The sequence below is a fragment of the Acinetobacter sp. FY731 genome (assembly GCF_059515905.1).
In genome coordinates this window covers 133,811-151,279 of record NZ_JCAKNB010000004.1, presented here as the reverse complement: position 1 = coordinate 151,279, position 17,469 = coordinate 133,811, and the positions used below count along the sequence as shown (strand labels likewise).

The 17,469-nt window shown below is 36.3% G+C and carries 19 protein-coding genes; 11 read left to right on the top strand and 8 right to left on the bottom strand.

The genetic code is table 11. From position 1 onward, the window contains the following. The first annotated feature begins 206 nt into the window (after positions 1-206). Genes AC5YC8_RS06845 through AC5YC8_RS06830 form a run of 4 tightly spaced genes read left to right on the top strand, consistent with a single transcriptional unit; the run spans position 207 to position 3,935 of the window. Positions 207-716 (top strand): low molecular weight protein-tyrosine-phosphatase, encoded by a 510-nt coding sequence (locus AC5YC8_RS06845; protein WP_496120127.1) that lies wholly within the window; start codon positions 207-209, stop codon positions 714-716. Positions 717-726: 10 nt separating this feature from the next. Further along, a complete protein-coding gene (gene murB, locus AC5YC8_RS06840; protein WP_496164011.1) occupies positions 727-1,770 on the top strand; it encodes a UDP-N-acetylmuramate dehydrogenase in 1,044 nt (347 codons plus the stop codon). 3 nt (positions 1,771-1,773) lie between these two features. After that, positions 1,774-2,892 carry a YdcF family protein gene (locus AC5YC8_RS06835; RefSeq protein WP_496164010.1) on the top strand — a complete coding sequence of 373 codons (1,119 nt, stop codon included), beginning with the start codon at positions 1,774-1,776 and terminating at the stop codon, positions 2,890-2,892. Then, positions 2,892-3,935, top strand: coding sequence for an alpha/beta hydrolase (locus tag AC5YC8_RS06830; RefSeq protein ID WP_496164009.1), 1,044 nt, complete (start codon positions 2,892-2,894; stop codon positions 3,933-3,935). The genes AC5YC8_RS06835 and AC5YC8_RS06830 overlap by 1 nt, the downstream gene beginning before the upstream one ends. Positions 3,936-4,125: 190 nt before the next feature. On the opposite strand, the gene AC5YC8_RS06825 is transcribed toward AC5YC8_RS06830, so the two are convergent. Together AC5YC8_RS06825 and AC5YC8_RS06820 are read right to left on the bottom strand one after the other, a co-directional pair. Then, positions 4,126-5,796: an FMN-binding glutamate synthase family protein gene (locus AC5YC8_RS06825; RefSeq protein ID WP_496164008.1), complete on the bottom strand. Its 1,671-nt coding sequence runs from the start codon at positions 5,794-5,796 to the stop codon at positions 4,126-4,128. A 164-nt stretch (positions 5,797-5,960) separates the two neighbouring features. Further along, positions 5,961-7,121: a ribosomal protein uL16 3-hydroxylase gene (locus AC5YC8_RS06820; RefSeq protein WP_496164007.1), complete on the bottom strand. Its 1,161-nt coding sequence runs from the start codon at positions 7,119-7,121 to the stop codon at positions 5,961-5,963. Positions 7,122-7,377: 256 nt separating this feature from the next. Here AC5YC8_RS06820 and AC5YC8_RS06815 point away from each other — a divergent pair, with 256 nt between their 5' ends. Then, positions 7,378-7,887, top strand: coding sequence for a hypothetical protein (locus AC5YC8_RS06815; protein ID WP_496164006.1), 510 nt, complete (start codon positions 7,378-7,380; stop codon positions 7,885-7,887). Between the two features lie 186 nt (positions 7,888-8,073). Here the strand turns inward: AC5YC8_RS06815 and AC5YC8_RS06810 are convergent, their stop codons facing one another. Then, the gene (locus tag AC5YC8_RS06810) at positions 8,074-8,667 is read right to left on the bottom strand and encodes a Maf family protein (protein WP_496164005.1); all 594 of its coding nucleotides are present in this window, start codon (positions 8,665-8,667) and stop codon (positions 8,074-8,076) included. Continuing rightward, positions 8,667-9,050, bottom strand: a complete 384-nt coding sequence (locus AC5YC8_RS06805; protein ID WP_496120117.1) for a DUF2237 family protein — start codon at positions 9,048-9,050, stop codon at positions 8,667-8,669. Before AC5YC8_RS06805 ends, AC5YC8_RS06810 begins: the two co-directional genes overlap by 1 nt. A 143-nt stretch (positions 9,051-9,193) precedes the next feature. Here AC5YC8_RS06805 and AC5YC8_RS06800 point away from each other — a divergent pair, with 143 nt between their 5' ends. From AC5YC8_RS06800 to AC5YC8_RS06785, 4 genes are all read left to right on the top strand, one after another. Then, on the top strand, positions 9,194-10,381 hold the full coding sequence (locus AC5YC8_RS06800) for a phosphoglycerate kinase (RefSeq protein WP_496164004.1): 1,188 nt from the start codon (positions 9,194-9,196) through the stop codon (positions 10,379-10,381). 133 nt (positions 10,382-10,514) lie between these two features. Beyond that, the gene (locus tag AC5YC8_RS06795; RefSeq protein ID WP_496164003.1) at positions 10,515-10,769 is read left to right on the top strand and encodes a hypothetical protein; all 255 of its coding nucleotides are present in this window, start codon (positions 10,515-10,517) and stop codon (positions 10,767-10,769) included. A 145-nt stretch (positions 10,770-10,914) separates the two neighbouring features. Continuing rightward, on the top strand, positions 10,915-11,952 hold the full coding sequence (gene fba, locus AC5YC8_RS06790; RefSeq protein WP_496120114.1) for a class II fructose-bisphosphate aldolase: 1,038 nt from the start codon (positions 10,915-10,917) through the stop codon (positions 11,950-11,952). A 98-nt stretch (positions 11,953-12,050) separates the two neighbouring features. After that, on the top strand, positions 12,051-12,905 hold the full coding sequence (locus tag AC5YC8_RS06785) for an EamA family transporter (protein ID WP_496164002.1): 855 nt from the start codon (positions 12,051-12,053) through the stop codon (positions 12,903-12,905). On the opposite strand, the gene AC5YC8_RS06780 is transcribed toward AC5YC8_RS06785, so the two are convergent. Next, positions 12,868-13,092, bottom strand: coding sequence for a hypothetical protein (locus tag AC5YC8_RS06780; protein ID WP_496120110.1), 225 nt, complete (start codon positions 13,090-13,092; stop codon positions 12,868-12,870). The two genes, AC5YC8_RS06785 and AC5YC8_RS06780, sit on opposite strands and share 38 nt — an antisense overlap. Before the next feature lie 108 nt (positions 13,093-13,200). Beyond that, positions 13,201-13,854 (bottom strand): oxygen-insensitive NAD(P)H nitroreductase, encoded by a 654-nt coding sequence (gene nfsB / locus AC5YC8_RS06775; protein WP_496164001.1) that lies wholly within the window; start codon positions 13,852-13,854, stop codon positions 13,201-13,203. A 136-nt stretch (positions 13,855-13,990) separates the two neighbouring features. Between nfsB and AC5YC8_RS06770 the strand changes: the two genes are divergently transcribed. Then, positions 13,991-14,221: a hypothetical protein gene (locus AC5YC8_RS06770; protein ID WP_496164000.1), complete on the top strand. Its 231-nt coding sequence runs from the start codon at positions 13,991-13,993 to the stop codon at positions 14,219-14,221. A 4-nt stretch (positions 14,222-14,225) separates the two neighbouring features. Here the strand turns inward: AC5YC8_RS06770 and AC5YC8_RS06765 are convergent, their stop codons facing one another. Further along, positions 14,226-14,942, bottom strand: coding sequence for a UDP-2,3-diacylglucosamine diphosphatase (locus AC5YC8_RS06765; protein WP_496163999.1), 717 nt, complete (start codon positions 14,940-14,942; stop codon positions 14,226-14,228). A 119-nt stretch (positions 14,943-15,061) separates the two neighbouring features. Continuing rightward, entirely contained in the window at positions 15,062-15,571 is a 510-nt protein-coding gene (locus AC5YC8_RS06760) for a peptidylprolyl isomerase (protein WP_496163998.1), read from the bottom strand. A 166-nt stretch (positions 15,572-15,737) separates the two neighbouring features. Between AC5YC8_RS06760 and AC5YC8_RS06755 the strand changes: the two genes are divergently transcribed. Beyond that, positions 15,738-17,465, top strand: coding sequence for a glutamine--tRNA ligase/YqeY domain fusion protein (locus tag AC5YC8_RS06755; protein WP_496163997.1), 1,728 nt, complete (start codon positions 15,738-15,740; stop codon positions 17,463-17,465). The last annotated feature ends 4 nt before the right edge of the window (positions 17,466-17,469 follow it).

The window sequence follows — 17,469 nt, the reverse complement described above, 5'->3', positions numbered from 1 at the left end:
TTTGATAATTTTAATGATCTTTTAGTTTAAAAACATGCTTAATTATTCTATTGAGTTTGATTAAATATAATTTTTAGCAAAAAAGGTCGTGATCTGAGGTGAAAATTAATACGTAAATCAACATTATTATAGAAATTCTATATAGGATTCAGCTCTTAAATCACTTAACATAAGGCAGTGAAAATAAAAGTGTAAAAGAGGTTGCTATGTCGTCCCAAACGCCATACAAGGTGTTATGTGTTTGTTTAGGAAATATCTGTCGTTCACCCACGGCAGAAGTTGTTCTTAGACAATTTTGCGATCAAGAGCAACTCAATATTGTAGTCGATTCGGCAGGTACAAGTAATTATCATCCCAATAAGGCTCCCGATGAACGTAGTCAGCAACATGCACTTAAGCGTGGATATAACTTATCTTCGCTAAGAGCAAGACAATTGACCATGCAAGATTTTATCGATTTTGATTTAATTTTAGCAATGGATCATGAAAATTTAGAAAATATTCAAATGCTTCAGAAGAAAGCAGAAGCTGTATTTGATAAAAATCAACTTCGTGCAAAAATTGCTTTAATGAGCGAGCATGATGAGAAATATAAACAGCAAGCATTGCCAGATCCATATTATGGAGGTGCTAGTGGTTTTGAGCGTGTATTAGATCAATGTGAATCGAGCAGTCGTGCTTGGGCAAACATCTTTAAAAATGAATTAAGAGCATAGGTTTTAAGATATGAAGATTCAAACACAAATTCAACTTAAAGCTTTTAATACATTGAGTTTAGATGTCATTACATCGCACTACATTAAAGTTCAAGACAAGCAAGAATTGGTAGATGCCTTAGCTTATGCTGAAGATCATCAGTTGAATGTGATGATTTTATCGGGTGGTAGCAATATGCTATTGCCTCAACAATTGCATGCGCTTGTTATTCATATAGACATACAAGGCATAGAATATATTTCTGAAGATGCTGCTTCTAAAACCATTCGTGTAGGCGCAGGTCAGGTTTGGCACGATTTTGTTTTATGGACAACATCTCAAGACTTATTTGGTTTACAAAATTTAGCGCTTATTCCTGGCTTAGTGGGTGCATCACCTGTGCAGAATATTGGGGCTTATGGTGTAGAAGCGGGTGAGTTTATAGATTCTGTACAGGTTTACGATCGCTCTAACAAAGAATTTAGTTCAATTTTAGGCAAAGATTGTCAATTTTCTTATCGTCATAGTATTTTTAAAGATGATCCGAATAGATATGTAATTGTATCTGTGACTTTTAAGCTTTTAAAACATCCAGATTTAAAGCTAAATTATGGCGATTTAAAAACAGCCGTTGGCGAAGAAAAAACAGCATTAAATTTACAAACACAAGTTATTCAGATTCGCCAAGCTAAACTACCAGATCCTAAAGAATATCCGAATGTTGGGAGTTTCTTTAAAAACCCAGTGGTAGATGAGGCGGTATATTTGAAATTGGCAGAGCAGTTTCCGAATTTACCGCATTATCCGCAGCCGAATAACAAAGTTAAAATTGCAGCAGGTTGGTTGATCGATCAAACAGGTTGGAAAGGTAAGAAATTGGGCGTTGTAGGCATGTTTCAAAAGCAAGCTTTGGTGCTGGTTAATTATGCAGATGCAAATTTAGCAGATGTTCAGGCAACATATAAAGCTGTGCAACATGATGTTTATGTTAAATTTGGTGTATCTTTAGAACCAGAACCAGTCTTATATAGTGAACATGGTTTAATTCACGAACACCATGTAATTACAGGATAGTAAATGGCTAAAAAGCATTTAATGGTGAAATTAGTACAAATAGCATCTTTGTTATTTGTATTTTTAGGCAGTCTAATGCTTTTTATTTATTCGCCTTTTTACTCGAAATTGGTCGTGAAATCATTGAATGCTTTTGTCCCTGTAGAAGTGAATGAATTAGCTGCGGAAAGTCAAAAGCTTGCGTCTTTAAGTGAAAATGATACTTTTGAGCCTGGCTCAGAGCTTTGGATTGCACGTCAAGCATATTTAAAAGTGATGGAGGCGGAACTTAAAAAAGGCTCAAATTCTGACTTAAGTACGATTCAAGCACGTTATAAAATATTGCAAAACTCTATTGTTGAAGAACGAGAAAAAGAAGAAAAAGATGAGCCTCTTAAAGCATCCATCCCACTATTGGACGTATCATCAAGTTCTGAAGCACAAGCTATACCTGCTGTTCGAGAGTTATTGGAATTAAATAATTCTGAAAATAAAGCAGCAATGGAAAAGTACACAGATTTTTTATTGACGCATGAAATTATAGAGCCTCAAAAGGAAGGGGTGAATTTACAAACTTTGGAGGATGTTCAGCATATTCAAGAGCAAAATGCTGTTTCAACTCAGGTGCAAAATTCAAAACCTTATGCAATTATTGTATTAGGTGGTGGTTTAACTTTAGATAAAGATGCTAAAACCATTGTTGTGAATGATTACACTCGTTTAAGATTAGAAAAAACGTTAGAAATAGAAGAACAATATCAACTTCCTATTGTGTTAAGTGGCGTAGAAGCACCCTATATGCAAGCATGGCTTAAAACACGTGGAGTTGATGCCAAATTATTAGAAGATAGAAGCATGAATACTTGTGAAAATACACGTTTTAGCTCGTTGTTATTACAAAAGAAAGGTGGTGCACCAACGGTTATTCTTGTAACAGATGAATACCACATGCCTCGTACGCGCCGATTATTTGCCTTAAATGGTATTGAAACAATTCCTGTAGAGGCACCTATGCCAACACAATTAACAACTTGGCGACCTAGCGTTAAAAATTATGATCACAGCCGTAGAGCAAATTATGAAATGCTGGCATCTATTCGAGATGTATTCTTGGGTTCAAGTGATTGTAGGGAGATCCCATAATGCGTGAGATTCCATTTTCAAATCCAAATGAATTAAAGTTGTTAGACTTACCTGTACCTAGTAGAGAAACTACATCGTCACAACTTGAAGCACTGAATTTGCATCGCCAATTTTCGCCCAATTCGGAGTTACAAGCATATCGAAAACTTTATGGTTTTCATTTGTTAGATGGTGAGCATTGGCAAGGCTATGTTGCTATGTCGCTGTTTAAGTTACATGTGCAAGTTTTTAAACCTAATTTAACAAATACGCGTTTTAAAGAAATACAAGGTACTGTATTTTTATTACATGGTTATTTAGAACATAGTGGAATTTATCAACCTATTATTCAAGAGTTGATGGAGCAGGGTTTTAGTGTCATTACATTCGACTTACCAGGTCATGGCTTAAGTGATGGCTCACCTGCAAATATTAAAGATTTTGATCATTATCAAGATGTTTTACATGCTGTTTATCAGTATGTAAAAACAGCAGACCAATTGCCAAAACCATGGCTGGGTATTGGGCAAAGTACAGGTGGCGCAATTTTAATGCATCATGTACTTGAGTTTGCTGAACGTCGAGTTAACCCTTATATTGACCGTGTTTTATTACTATCGCCATTAGTGCGTCCTGCAAAATCTGCTTGGTGGCACAATTCGGTGGGTTTAGGCATTATTCGTCGAATTAAAAAGCAAGTTCCACGTCATTTCCGTAGGAATAATCACAATCCTGAGTTTCTAAGATTTATTCGTTTAAAAGATCCTTTACAACCTAAAATGATGGGTATGGATTGGATTTTAGCAATGTCTAAATGGATGCAAGAAATGGAGCAAAGACCATCTTGTCGTATACCAGTTTGGTTGGCTCAAGGTGCTCAGGATCAAACAGTAGATTGGAAATACAACATAGATTTCATTCGTAAAAAGTTTAGATTGCAAACTTTGTTGATGTTGGAAGAAGGTTCTCATCAATTAATTAATGAACGTGCCGATATTCGTGCTGCATTAACAGGTTTAATTCCTGCATTTTTACATGCAAAGCAAAGCAAAGTTTATTATTAATGAGTATAAAAAAGGAAAGCTCAAGTAAGAAATACTTGAGCTTTTTTATGTATTTAAGATTTACTCAATGATTAACATGTTTTGGTTGTCAAACTTCCAACTTTCAGAATATGCAACCTCCCAATAATAGTGACTTAATACAACATAATAAAAAAGAGGCCGAAGCCTCTTTAATCTCAAATACTAAAATTTAGAATTTATTTACGTCGGCAACTTTCCACATACGATAATAGAAATTATCCGTGTTCGCTTGATCGCAATTTAAAAGTTCACCTTCTTTTAGCCAAAAGTGAAGCTGTGCGTAGTTATTAATTTCACGGTCATTAACACGTTGTGCTAAATGATGCGATTTAATTTCAGACGGGTGCTCTAAGCCAGCAGAAGCAAGTAATTCCGCTAAAGCACGCATAGTGTTTTTATGGAAATTATGTACACGGTCTGATTTAGTTGGAACGTGAATTGCTTTTTGGCGTTCTTTATCTTGTGTTGCAACACCAACAGGGCATTGGTTAGTGTGACAGCTTTGAGCCTGAATACAACCTACGGCAAACATGAAGCCACGAGCCGAGTTTACCCAATCGGCACCTATAGCAAGTGTACTTGCAATATCAAAAGCACTAATGAGTTTGCCACTAGCACCAATTTTAATTTGTTTACGTAATCCTACGCCAACAAGAGTGTTATGTACAATTCGTAAGCCTTCACGTAATGGAACGCCCATATTGTCAATAAGTTCGATAGGTGCTGCGCCTGTACCACCTTCAGATCCATCAACCACAATAAAGTCAGGCACAATTTTGGTTTCAAGCATAGCTTTTACAATGGCCATAAACTGCCAAGGTTGACCAATACAAAGTTTAAAGCCGACAGGTTTACCATTTGAAAGTTCACGCAATTGTTGGATAAATTGCATTAACTCAATTGGATTTGAGAAAGCAGAATGTGTAGATGGAGAAATACAGTCGTGTTCACGGCTAATACCGCGAATTTGAGCAATTTCCTCTGAAATTTTATCTTTAGGTAAAATACCGCCATGACCTGGTTTTGCACCTTGTGAGAGTTTAATCTCAATCATTTTTACCTGTGGAAGCTTTGCTTGTTTTGCAAAAGCTTCAGGAGAAAATTGACCATCTAAGGTACGGCAGCCAAAGTAGCCACTACCTAATTCCCAAACAATATCGCCATCATTTTCTAAATGATATGGGCTAATACTACCTTCACCCGTATCATGATAGAAGTTACCTAGTTTTGCACCTTTATTTAGTGCACGAATTGCATTGGCACTTAAACTACCAAAACTCATGGCTGAAATATTCAAAATTGATGAGCTATACGGTTGAGTACATTGCTCGCTACCAATTTGAATACGGAAAGTAGATGGATCTGCGGGTTTGCAAGGAGCCATCGAATGCATGATAAAGCGGTAATCTTGTTGATATACATTAATCAATGAACCAAAAGGTTTATCTGCATTTTCATTTTTTGAACGTTGATAGACTAAGCTACGTTGCATGCGTGAAAATGGTAAAGCATCTTGATCTGATTCAATGAAATATTGACGAATTTCAGGACGGAAATCTTCAAATAAATAACGGAAATGTCCCATAATCGGGTAGTTTTTTAAGACCGCATGACGTTTTTGTAAAATGTCATACGTACCTAAAAAACTAAGCGCAAGTGTACTCAGCCAAATTGTATTAATCGCAGTATCTGATAGGAAATAGTGTAAATAATGGATTTCAGAAAATACTCTGAACCATGTAAGTGACACAGCGATAATGATACTAATCAGCCAAACTGAGTACCTTGAAAAAAAAGTATTTAAAAATTTATGTCTTATGCTTTGAGATAGGCTGGACACTTTTTAACCCGAAAAATTAAATATATGCTAACAGTGCAACTTTTAGAAATAATTATCAAGTGTTGATTTGTCACCTTTTAAATTCAAAACCAAGGATATCTAGTTGAAATATCAATAAATAAATCAAGTTTGATGAGGTGAAATCATCAAACTTGATTGTGGTTTTATTCGGCAGGAACCAATATTAAAATAGATTCATTTAATAATTGGGCAATATCTTCAAGAATATCTTGATCGTATAAATCTTGGTTTAGTTCAAGTATTTGACCATCTGCTAATTGTTGTAAAAGTGGTGTAAATACTTCTGAAATGCAGATACCTTCACCGTTTGCCCAAAATAAAACGTCACTATCTTGTTCTGTATAAAGTAGTCTAGATGATGGCTCTAAACATAGTTTATAACCTTCTTCTAGTGCTTCTTCTAAATCACCAGCACCAATTTCTTCTGCTTCAGGAATATTTTCAGGGTACTTAGCTTCAGACATTAATGTCATGATGGCATCTTCAAGAACGTTTGAGTTTTGAAGTTGTTCCATGATTTTTTCTTTTAGATATTCGAGTTCATTTTTGCTCACTTCACCTGCAGCTGAAACTTGATCTCGAATAATGTCTAATAGTGGATTACGTAAAGCTTCATTTTCTGAAATTTTATCGCCAACACGATCAACCATATCAGTCACATTTGGCATGCGGAAACCAAAAGAGAATGTTAAACATTCATCTTCTGCAACACCATAGTGCGATAAACCTGGTGGTACATACAGTAAGTCGCCTGGTGCAAGAACCTCATCAAAATGAACATCCATTTCAGGAAGTAGTTTTATAGGTTGTCCTGCAACGAAGTCTGTATCGTCATCACACATTTGCCCTAATTGCCAACGTCTATGACCATAACCTTGTACTAAGAACACATCATAAAAGTCGAAATGTTTACCTACAGAACCACCTTGAGGAGCATAAGACACCATAATGTCATCACGGCGCCATTGCGGAATAAATGGAAATTTCTTCCAAAGTTCAGCAAGGTCAAATGAATAATGATCGACAGCTTGAACCAAAAGCGTCCAAAGTTTGGGCATTTTTTGGAAATCTGCTTTTAATAAAGGTGAAGATTTCACTGACCATTGGTTTGGGTCACGGTCTTTTTGCTTAATAAGACGAGCAGTAATATTTTCGTCTAGCGCAAGTTCCATTACATCGTTAGGTTCTAAGATGTTCGCAATTTCAGGCATTGCATTACGAACAAGGAGAGGTTTTTTTTGCCAATATTCGGCAAGGAATTGTTCAGCGGTAATTCCGCCTAATACGTCTAAAGGTTGTGACATTGCAATAACTACAAATAAATTTTGTATATTGTCCCTTGTGACGAGTTTTGGTGCAAGTTAATAGGTCTAAATGCTTGGATTTTATTTTTCAAGATTGATATAAAAGCACAGACAACTAAATATGGCTGTTTTTTAGGAAATTGAATCTTTCTACTTTTGGATTAAAAATTCATTTCGTATAACAGCCATTATGTTAAATAAATATTGTTAATGTATAATTTCTTATTAAATAAATACGGTATAAAAGATGAAAAGCATGGACTTTAAATTAGGAAAATTAGCAGGCGTGCTAGAAGCATTTTCATGGATAAATACAAAAGCAAATCACTCTTATAGTTTTGAACTTGAGAAGCTACCTGATGAAGATGATTGTCCTCAATCTTTTGAAAAGTATATATTTCAATATTATCCTGAAGCTAGTTTTACACTAGAACCATTTAATATTGATGATGAATTAGTTTATTCAACAATAAAAAATTGGATTTTTTCCTATCAGAAATCACCAAATATTAATGAAAGCTCTATAGGATGTGGACATGAATCTTGCTATTTAGATGATAAATACAGAGCTTTTTCATTAACACACGAGAGCTTTAAAATAGATTTCTTAAAAAATTTCTTAGATGAATTGCTGACATTAGTAGAAGTCCATGCAATTTATAAAGTTCACCTGAAAACAGATACATGGTATGAGGGTGCTTGGGATGATTTTATATTTGAAGGAAAAAATGGAAGGATTTTTCTCCATTTAGGGGTATCAGATTAATTATCAATATTTCCTAAAATTAAAATAATACACGTTATACGAAATATTTTAAATTTTTTATAAATATCAGTGTCTTAAATTATTTTAGCTAAAAAATAGGGTACTAGAATGATTGTAATTTGAAAATCAACGGACATTAATTAAAAAAACCGAGCCATTGAACTCGGTTTTTTTTTAAAGCTTAGATTAAGGCACTAAAATTTTTAACTCTCTTAAAATGCCACATAGCTTAATCATTGGCATGCCCATTAAAGTGGTTTGGTCTTGTCCAATCATTTCTTCAAAAAGGCTAATACCAAGGCTTTCACATTTAAAACTTCCAGCACAATGTAAAGGCTGTTCAATTTCAACATAGCGCTTAATTTCTTCTAAATTTAGCTTACGGAACTTCACTTTGTAATGTTCAATCAAAGTTCTTTCAAAACCAGAAGCTTTGTGTTGAACACTTAAAGCAGTACTAAAGTAAACAATTTTGTCAGAGTTGGCTTGAAGCTGTTTAATTGCTTTTTCATTGCTTAAAGGCTTACCAATAAAAATATCAGGAGCACCTTCACGCCAAGCCACTTGATCAGATCCAATGACAATCGCATCGGGATATTGGTCTGAAATAAATTTTGCTTTTTCAAAAGCAAGGCGCTTGGCTAAATCATCGGCATGGTTTTCACCACGTGGAGATTCGTCAATATCGGGAACAATAGATTGATAATCAATGCGTAAGCGATCCATCAATTCTTTACGGGTTTGGCTACTAGACGCCAAAATAAGTTGCATATTGTTCATTACACTGCGTAGTCCATTAAAACATCAAGCGGTACATAAGACAGAGCCGCTTGGTGACATGCTTGAATTTTAATAGGGGGTGCACAACCATCTTGGTAGGCATCTACCCAACGGGTCACACAAATACACCAAAAGTCACCTGGTTTTAAGCCGGGGAAACCTGCTTCAGGAAGCGGGGTGGTTAAATCATTACCTACACTTTGAGAATAGTTTAGAAACTCAGAGGTCATTTGTGCACAAACTGTATGTTGCCCAATGTCTGATGGAGCCGTATGGCAAAAGCCATTGCGAAAATAACCAGTAATAGGGTCAAAACAACAACTTGCGAGAGGTTCGCCTAAAACATTCAATAAATTGATGCTTGGGTCTGGATGAATGGACATAGATACTGAATTTCGTTGTGACCTAGAGACTATGATAATCAAAAGTACCACTTTCTACATCTTTTATGTAAAAAGAAGCTAACCTTTTTTTGCATAATCATTTAAAATCGTGCCGGTTTTGATATATAAAAAGTGAGCTATACATGAATTTTCAGCGTATGACTGACCTAGATTTAGCTGGTAAGCGTATTTTAATCCGTGAAGATTTAAACGTACCTGTTAAAAATGGTGTGATTACAAGTGATGCACGTTTACGCGCGGCATTACCAACAATTAAAGCTGCTGTTGCTAAAGGCGCTGCAGTAATGGTTTATTCTCACCTTGGTCGTCCTGTTGAAGGTGAACCAAAAGCTGAACAATCTCTTGCACCTGTAGCGGCTTATTTAACAGAAGCACTTGGTCAAGAAGTTAAACTATTTACTGATTACCTAGATGGCGTAGAAGTAGAAGCAGGACAAGTTGTTTTACTTGAAAATTGCCGTTTTAACGTAGGTGAGAAGAAAAATAATCCTGAGCTTGCTCAAAAATATGCAGCGCTATGTGATGTATTCGTAATGGATGCATTTGGTACAGCGCACCGTGCAGAAGCGTCAACTGAAGGCGTTGCACGTTTTGCTCAAGTTGCAGCGGCAGGCCCTTTACTTGCAGCAGAGCTTGATGCTTTAGGTCGTGCACTTAAAACACCTCAAAAACCAATGGTTGCTATTGTTGCAGGCTCTAAAGTTTCAACTAAGCTTGATGTACTTACTTCACTTTCAGATATTTGCGATCAAATTATCGTAGGTGGTGGTATTGCAAATACATTCTTAGCGGCTGCAGGCTTCAATGTTGGTAAATCACTTTGCGAAAATGATTTAATCGACACAGCAAAAGCGATTGCTGCAAAAGTTTCTGTACCATTGCCAACTGATGTTGTTGTTGCAGATGCGTCTGAAATTGATTTTGCAGATTTCTTAGGTTCATTAGCTGCTGCTAAAGCGGTTGTGAAAAAAGTTGAAGATGTAGCAGACAACGACATGATTCTTGATGTTGGTCCTGAAACAGCAAAAGCTTTTGCAGAAATTATCAAAAACTCAAAAACAATCCTTTGGAATGGTCCAGTAGGCGTGTTTGAAGTTGATCAGTTTGGCGAAGGTACAAAAGCACTTTCTCTAGCAATTGCAGAATCGAATGGTTTCTCTATTGCAGGTGGTGGCGATACTTTAGCTGCAATTGATAAGTACGAAGTTGCAGACAAAATTGGTTATATCTCTACAGGTGGTGGTGCATTCCTTGAATTCGTTGAAGGTAAAACGCTTCCTGCTGTAGCAGCACTTTTAGAACGCGCTTAATTGTTCATTTAAAGTGAAAAAAGGTTGGCTTCGGTCAGCCTTTTTTGTTTAGATATTCGTCATAAAAATGAAACATCACTGTCATATTATGCTTTTAATGAATTAAATCGTTGCATATTAAGGTAAATAGATTATGAAACAGCAATTAGCTTTGGCGGCATTATTGGTAGCATCTTTAGCATTAACTGCATGTTCAAAACAAGAACAAGCACCTGCTTCTGAAGCGGATGCATCGGCTGTGACTACAGATTCTGAAAAAGTAAGTGCTGAGCAACAAGCCACAATTGATGCAATTGACAAACCAATTCTTGATGAAAAGAACACAGATGTTCCTGCTGAAATTGCAAATGCATCTGCAGATGCTGCAACACCACACGAAGAAAAATAGCCAAAAGGCAGCAAAATAGCTGAACTTCGCGATATTTTTGTAAAAGTCCTCTTTATATGAGGACTTTTTTTTTAAAAGATACGAATTGTTGCTGAATTGAAACAAATCCCAATGTAGAATATGTGGCATTACCTGGGAGGATATTATGGCTCTTATTTCATTGCGCCAGCTCTTGGATCACGCCGGCGAACATGCTTACGGCGTACCAGCGTTTAACGTAAACAATTTAGAACAAATGCGTGCAATTATGTTAGCTGCAGATGCAACTAACTCACCTGTTATCGTACAAGCATCTGCGGGTGCTCGTAAGTATGCAGGCGCACCATTTTTACGTCACCTAATTTTGGCTGCAATTGAAGAATGGCCGCATATTCCAGTGGTTATGCACCAAGATCATGGTACAGACCCTGATGTATGTCAGCGTTCTATCCAATTGGGCTTCTCATCTGTAATGATGGATGGTTCTTTGGGTGCAGATGGTAAAACACCAACAAGTTATGAATACAATGTAGACGTAACTCGTCGTACAGTTCAAATGGCGCATGCTTGTGGTGTGTCAGTTGAAGGTGAAATTGGTTGCTTAGGTAGCCTTGAAACTGGTATGGCTGGTGAAGAAGATGGTGTAGGCGCAGAAGGCGTTTTAGATCATTCTCAACTTCTTACTTCTGTAGAAGAAGCACGTAGCTTTGTTGCAGATACAAATGTAGATGCATTGGCGATTGCTGTAGGTACTTCTCATGGTGCTTATAAGTTCACTCGTCCACCTACAGGCGATATCTTAGCGATTGACCGTATTAAAGAAATTCATGCTGCGTTACCAAATACGCATCTTGTAATGCACGGTTCAAGCTCTGTTCCTCAAGAATGGTTAGCTGTAATCAATGAGTTTGGCGGCGACATCAAAGAAACTTATGGTGTTCCTGTTGAGCAATTGGTTGATGCAATCAAACACGGTGTTCGTAAAATCAACATCGATACAGATTTACGTTTAGCGTCTACAGGTGCTATGCGTCGTTTGATGGCTGAAAAACCAAGTGAATTTGACCCACGTAAATTCTTCTCTGCAACTGTTGATGCAATGAAACAAATTTGTATCGATCGTTATGAAGCATTTGGTACTGCGGGCAATGCTGACAAAATTCGTCCAATTTCTTTAGAGAAAATGGTTGAACGCTATAAATAATTGCGAAAGTAATCGTTTATAAAAATAAAAGCCCACAATTTGTGGGCTTTTATTTAACAAAAAGAATTCTATAAACAAAAGCATAAGTAGATGATGGTATGGAATTAATATTTGCTGCGGCATTGTGTAGTGTTTTAGTCTCTATTTTTCTAAAAATAATGAAAAATCGAGGATTTGAACCGATTCAAATGATCACTTGGAATTATGCAATTGCGAGTGTTTTATGTTTTATTTGGTTTAAACCCGATTTAGCTCATGTGTCTGTCGTTTCTACGCCGTGGTTACTGGTGATTGCATTAGGTGTGCTTTTACCCAGTGTATTTTTGTTTTTATCAAAATCATTGCAAAGTGCAGGAATTTTAAAGACAGAAGTTGCACAGCGTTTATCTGTAGTTTTATCTTTAAGTGCTGCATATTTTATATTTCATGAACAATTTTCAGATTTAAAACTCGTGGGTATTGGACTGGGGATTATGGCTGTTATTGCCATTTTGTTTTCGAATTATAGCAAATCGAGTGGGGGGAATCAGGGAGTTTTATATCTTGCACTGGTTTGGTTCGGTTATGCCAGTATCGATATTTTATTAAAATATACAACAGGTTTGGGTTTGCAGTTTGCTGTTGCACTTAACTTAATGTTTATTTGTGCTTTTATTCTTTCAGTTTTATATATTTTGATTAAACATAATACCATCGGGTCTGTGAGAAATATTGGTGCGGGTTTGTTTTTGGGAGTGCTTAATTTTGCCAATATTGCATTGTATGTAAAAGCTCACATGTTGCTAAAAGATTCGCCTGCCATTGTATTTGCAGGGATGAATATCTTAGTTGTTGTATTGGGTGTTTTAAGCGGTTTAATTTTCTTTAAAGAAAGATTAAAAACCGCTTCATGTATTGGGCTTTTATTGGGTATTGTTAGTGTGCTTTGTCTAGCGTATTCAATGTCTGTTTAACAATACTTGAAAGTACACTATATGGATGTTTTAAAACATCATCAGCTTCAGCAGTACCAATCAGTAAACCACTTTGATGGCAAGTGGGGCATTCGGGGTAATGTAATTCTGAGTTTTTATAGTGCTGAAAATAAAGCTGATGACAAGTTGAACATTCAAATTTTAAGGGCATAAAAGCAGTACTCATCGTTATTCTCCTGTTTTGTTTTGTATAAAAAATAAGCAATACGTGTGCCAATATCTTCAGATCATAAAAAAGGGACCTTGAAGTCCCTTTTTTTATTTAAAGTAAGAATTAAAGTTTTGTAAAAATTTCTTCAGCACTTAAACGTGATTTTGGAAGTTTTGCATTAAAGTCATTTTCACTTCGGAAACCCAAAGTCATAATGACAGATGGAATTAAGCCTTTAGCTGTTAAGCCTAGCTCTTCTGAAATGATCTTTTCATCAAAACCACCAATAGGTGTTGCATCAATATTTTCAATGCCTGCGGCTAATAGCATTTGACCGAGTGCAATAAATGTTTGATTTTCTGCCCAACGCTGAACATCACCTTTTTCATTGCGGTAAAAGTCGACATAACCGATACGTGCATCTTTTTGAGCTTGTTTAGCGGCTTCATCTTTGAAACGACCATTTTTGTCATCTGTACTAAGCAAGCTTTCTAAATGTTCTTCGGTAATATCGGCTTTGGTACAAAACAAAATGGTATGTGATGAATCGAGAACTTTTGGTGCATTGTAGGCATAACGACCAACCAAGGCTTTTGCAATACGTTGTTTAGCATTGTCATTATCTGCGATAAAATAATGCCAAGGTTGAATATTAATAGAAGATGGAGCTAGACGTAAGATTTTAAGTAAACGCTCAAATTGTTCTTGTGGAATTTTTTTTGATGAGTCATAAGCTTTGGTGGTGTAGCGAGTTTTTGAAACGTTTAACAAATCCATCGTTTGCTCCAATATAAATTATTTCACTGAGTATATAGGTTTCGTTAAGAGGTGTAAGGCTAATTTAATAAGGGGGGAATATTTTATTTAATCTTTACATATATATTTTTAAGATATTTTTGAGGGAGATGTAATTTTGTTGAATATTGAGCCTAAAACTATTCAAGGAAAGATCCGTCAGCAATCTTTACAGAAGCTATTTACTGTTTTTGCATTTGCTTTACTGGTTTTAATTCTTGTTAGTGAATACCGTAAATATGGTGCCTTAGATGTTAAATATTTAGTAATATTAGGTGGTGTTGTTTTTTGGAATTATAAATTAGCCAAAGAAATTAAAAATTTAAAAAACCAAGTTTCATCTGAATGATACTTTAATAATTCCATGTTTTAAGTTGGAAATCTCTTATATTGTTTTCATCAATTTCTAAAATTTGCGCTTCATGTTCTCGCCAATCACCTAAAACAATACGTTTCTTATTATTCACATTATGAATTTCAGGGCGGTGTGTATGTCCATGAATTAAAATATCAACATGTGTCAAAGCATTTTCTACGGCAAGTTGATTCACATCCATAATGTCATAAGACTTTGTCTGCTTGGTTTCGGAACTTTTTTTACGAAAACCATTTGCAAGTTTTTGTCTAAAACCTAAAGGCGTACTTTTCAAAAAGCCTAAAACGAAGGGGTTACGAATTATTTTACGGAATTTTTGATAAGAAACATCATCTGTACAAAGTAAGTCACCATGTTCTAAACGAATTTTTACATGAGCAATTTCTAAATAATCGACATCTTTTAATAAATGACCATTAAATTGATTTAAAAATTTTTGACCTAAAGCAAAGTCTCTATTTCCAAATTGGAAATAAACTTCATTTCCTGAGGCGTTAAACTGTTGTAATGCTAAAACTATTTCATCTAACCACGGGGCGCTGTAATCATCGCCAATCCAAGCATTAAACCAATCGCCTAAAATATAAAGATGTGTTTTCTTATTTTGGTATTCGTTTAACAAAGCCAAAAACCCTCGAATTAATCGAGGGTGATCGGGTGACAAATGTAAATCTGAGATAAACAGATGAGTCACTAAGGTTTCCTATTTTGAAAATCCCTCCCGACCTCCCTTTTAAAAAGGGAGGAGAAAACCACATAAGCATTAGTGGAAATTCCCTCCTTTATTAAAGGAGGGTTAGGGAGGATTCTAAATTACTCAGCAATAATTTTAGCAGATTCGATTACAACGTTCTCTAAAGGAACGTCAGCGTGATAACCACGGTTACCAGTACGAACGCCTTTAATTGCGTTTACTACGTCTAAACCTTCAGTTACTTTACCAAATACTGCATAACCCCAACCTTGTGCTGTTTTACCAGAGTGGTTAAGGAAGCTGTTGTTACCAACGTTAATGAAGAATTGAGCAGATGCAGAATGAGGAGCTTGTGTACGCGCCATTGCAATTGTACCCAAATCGTTTGTTAAGCCGTTGTCAGCTTCATTTTCGATTGCATCACGTGTTGCTTTTTCTTTGAAGTTTTCATCCATGCCGCCGCCTTGGATCATGAAACCATCAATTACACGGTGGAAAATTACGCCATCATAGAAACCGTCACGAACATATTCTAAAAAGTTAGCAACTGTGATAGGTGCTTTTTCTGCGTTAAGCTCAAGAACAATACGGCCTTTATTGGTGTTTAATTCAACTTGAGGAAAACTCATTGTGTAATCTCCTTTACATGGACACGAAAGCCATGGGTTTTTTGGTTGTGAGAAGCATAAGCAAACTGTAAACTACAAGGCAAGTAAAAACGTTATTTTCTTTGTTAAAAATACAGAAAAGCGTTTTAATTATCCAAATTTTTATTTTAAAAGTGATTTTACTACTATGAATCCAAATGATGTTGTTTCATCTCTGCCGAACAATCCGACACCAAGTAACAGTGCTTCTGTCGAAGCTGTGCAGCAAGAACAACAGCCAGGCTTGGACTTTGTACGTCAAGTCATTACAGATGATTTAGAAGCTGGCCGCACACAACAAGTTGTAACACGTTTTCCGCCAGAACCAAATGGTTACTTGCATATTGGTCATGTGAAAGCAATTTGCTTAAACTTTGGTATTGCACAAGAGTTTGATGGCTTATGTAATCTTCGTTTCGATGATACAAACCCTGATGCTGAAGAACAAGAATATGTCGATGGTATTGCAAACGATGTTAAATGGTTAGGTTTCCAATGGAATGGTACACCACGCTACGCATCAAGCTATTTTGATCAGCTTTACACATGGGCTATTCAACTTATTAAGCAAGGTGATGCATACGTAGATTTACAATCACCTGAGGAAATTCGCTTAAATCGTGGTAATTTCCAAGAATTAGGTAAAAACTCTCCACAACGTGATGCAACGGTTGAAGAAAACTTAGCGCGTTTCGAACAAATGCGTAATGGTGAGTTGGGCGAAGGACAAGCTGTTTTACGTGCCAAAATTGATATGACAGCGCCAAACATCCATATGCGTGATCCTATTTTATATCGTGTACTACATTCTGAACATCATCAAACAGGTGATAAGTGGAAAATGTACCCAATGTACGATTATGCACATCCATTGTCAGATGCTATTGAAGGCATTACGCACTCACTTTGTACATTAGAGTTTGTAGACCATCGTCCATTCTATGATTGGATTGTTGAAAAGGTTCAATCTCCATCGGTGCCTCGTCAGTACGAATCTAGCCGTTTAAATGTGGATTACACCATTACGTCTAAACGTAAGTTACGTCGTTTAGTAGAGGGTGGTTTTGTAAATGGTTGGGATGATCCACGTATGCCTACAGTTGTTGGTATGCGTCGTCGTGGCTTTACAGCAGAAGGTTTACGTGAATTTTGTAAGCGTGTAGGTGTAACGAAGGTTGATGGCAGTATTGTTGATGTTGCAATGCTTGAATACTGTATTCGTCAATCTTTAGAAAATACAGCAGCACGTGGTATGGCGGTGTTAAATCCACTTAAAGTGACTTTAACAAACTTACCTGAAGCAATGGATTTAGTTCATTCACGTCATCCAAACGTAGACATGGGTGAGCGTGTTATTCCGTTAACATCTGAAATTTACATTGATCGTAAAGATTTTGAAGAAGTGCCACCAAAAGGCTTTAAACGCTTAACAACGGATGGTGAAGTTCGTTTACGCCATGCTTATGTAATTAAGTGCGATGAAGTGATTAAAGACGACAATGGTGAAGTTGTAGAGCTTAAATGTTCAATTGATCCTGAAACTTTGGGTAAAAACCCTGAAGGTCGTAAGGTGAAAGGTGTTGTACATTGGGTTTCTGCAACAAAAGGTATTCCTGCTGAAGTTCGTATTTATGATCGCTTATTCACAGAATCTGATCCTGAAGTAGGTGAAGATTTCCTAGATAACTTGAACCCTGAATCTTTAAAAGTGGTTCAAGCTGTAATTGAACCTGCTTTGGCACAAGCCAATCCTGAAGATCGTTTCCAATTTGAACGTGAAGGTTACTTTGTTGCAGATCAACATGATCATACAAGCGACAAGCCTGTGTTTAACCGCATCTTAGATTTAAAAGATAGCTTTAAACCTGCTAAGTAATTGA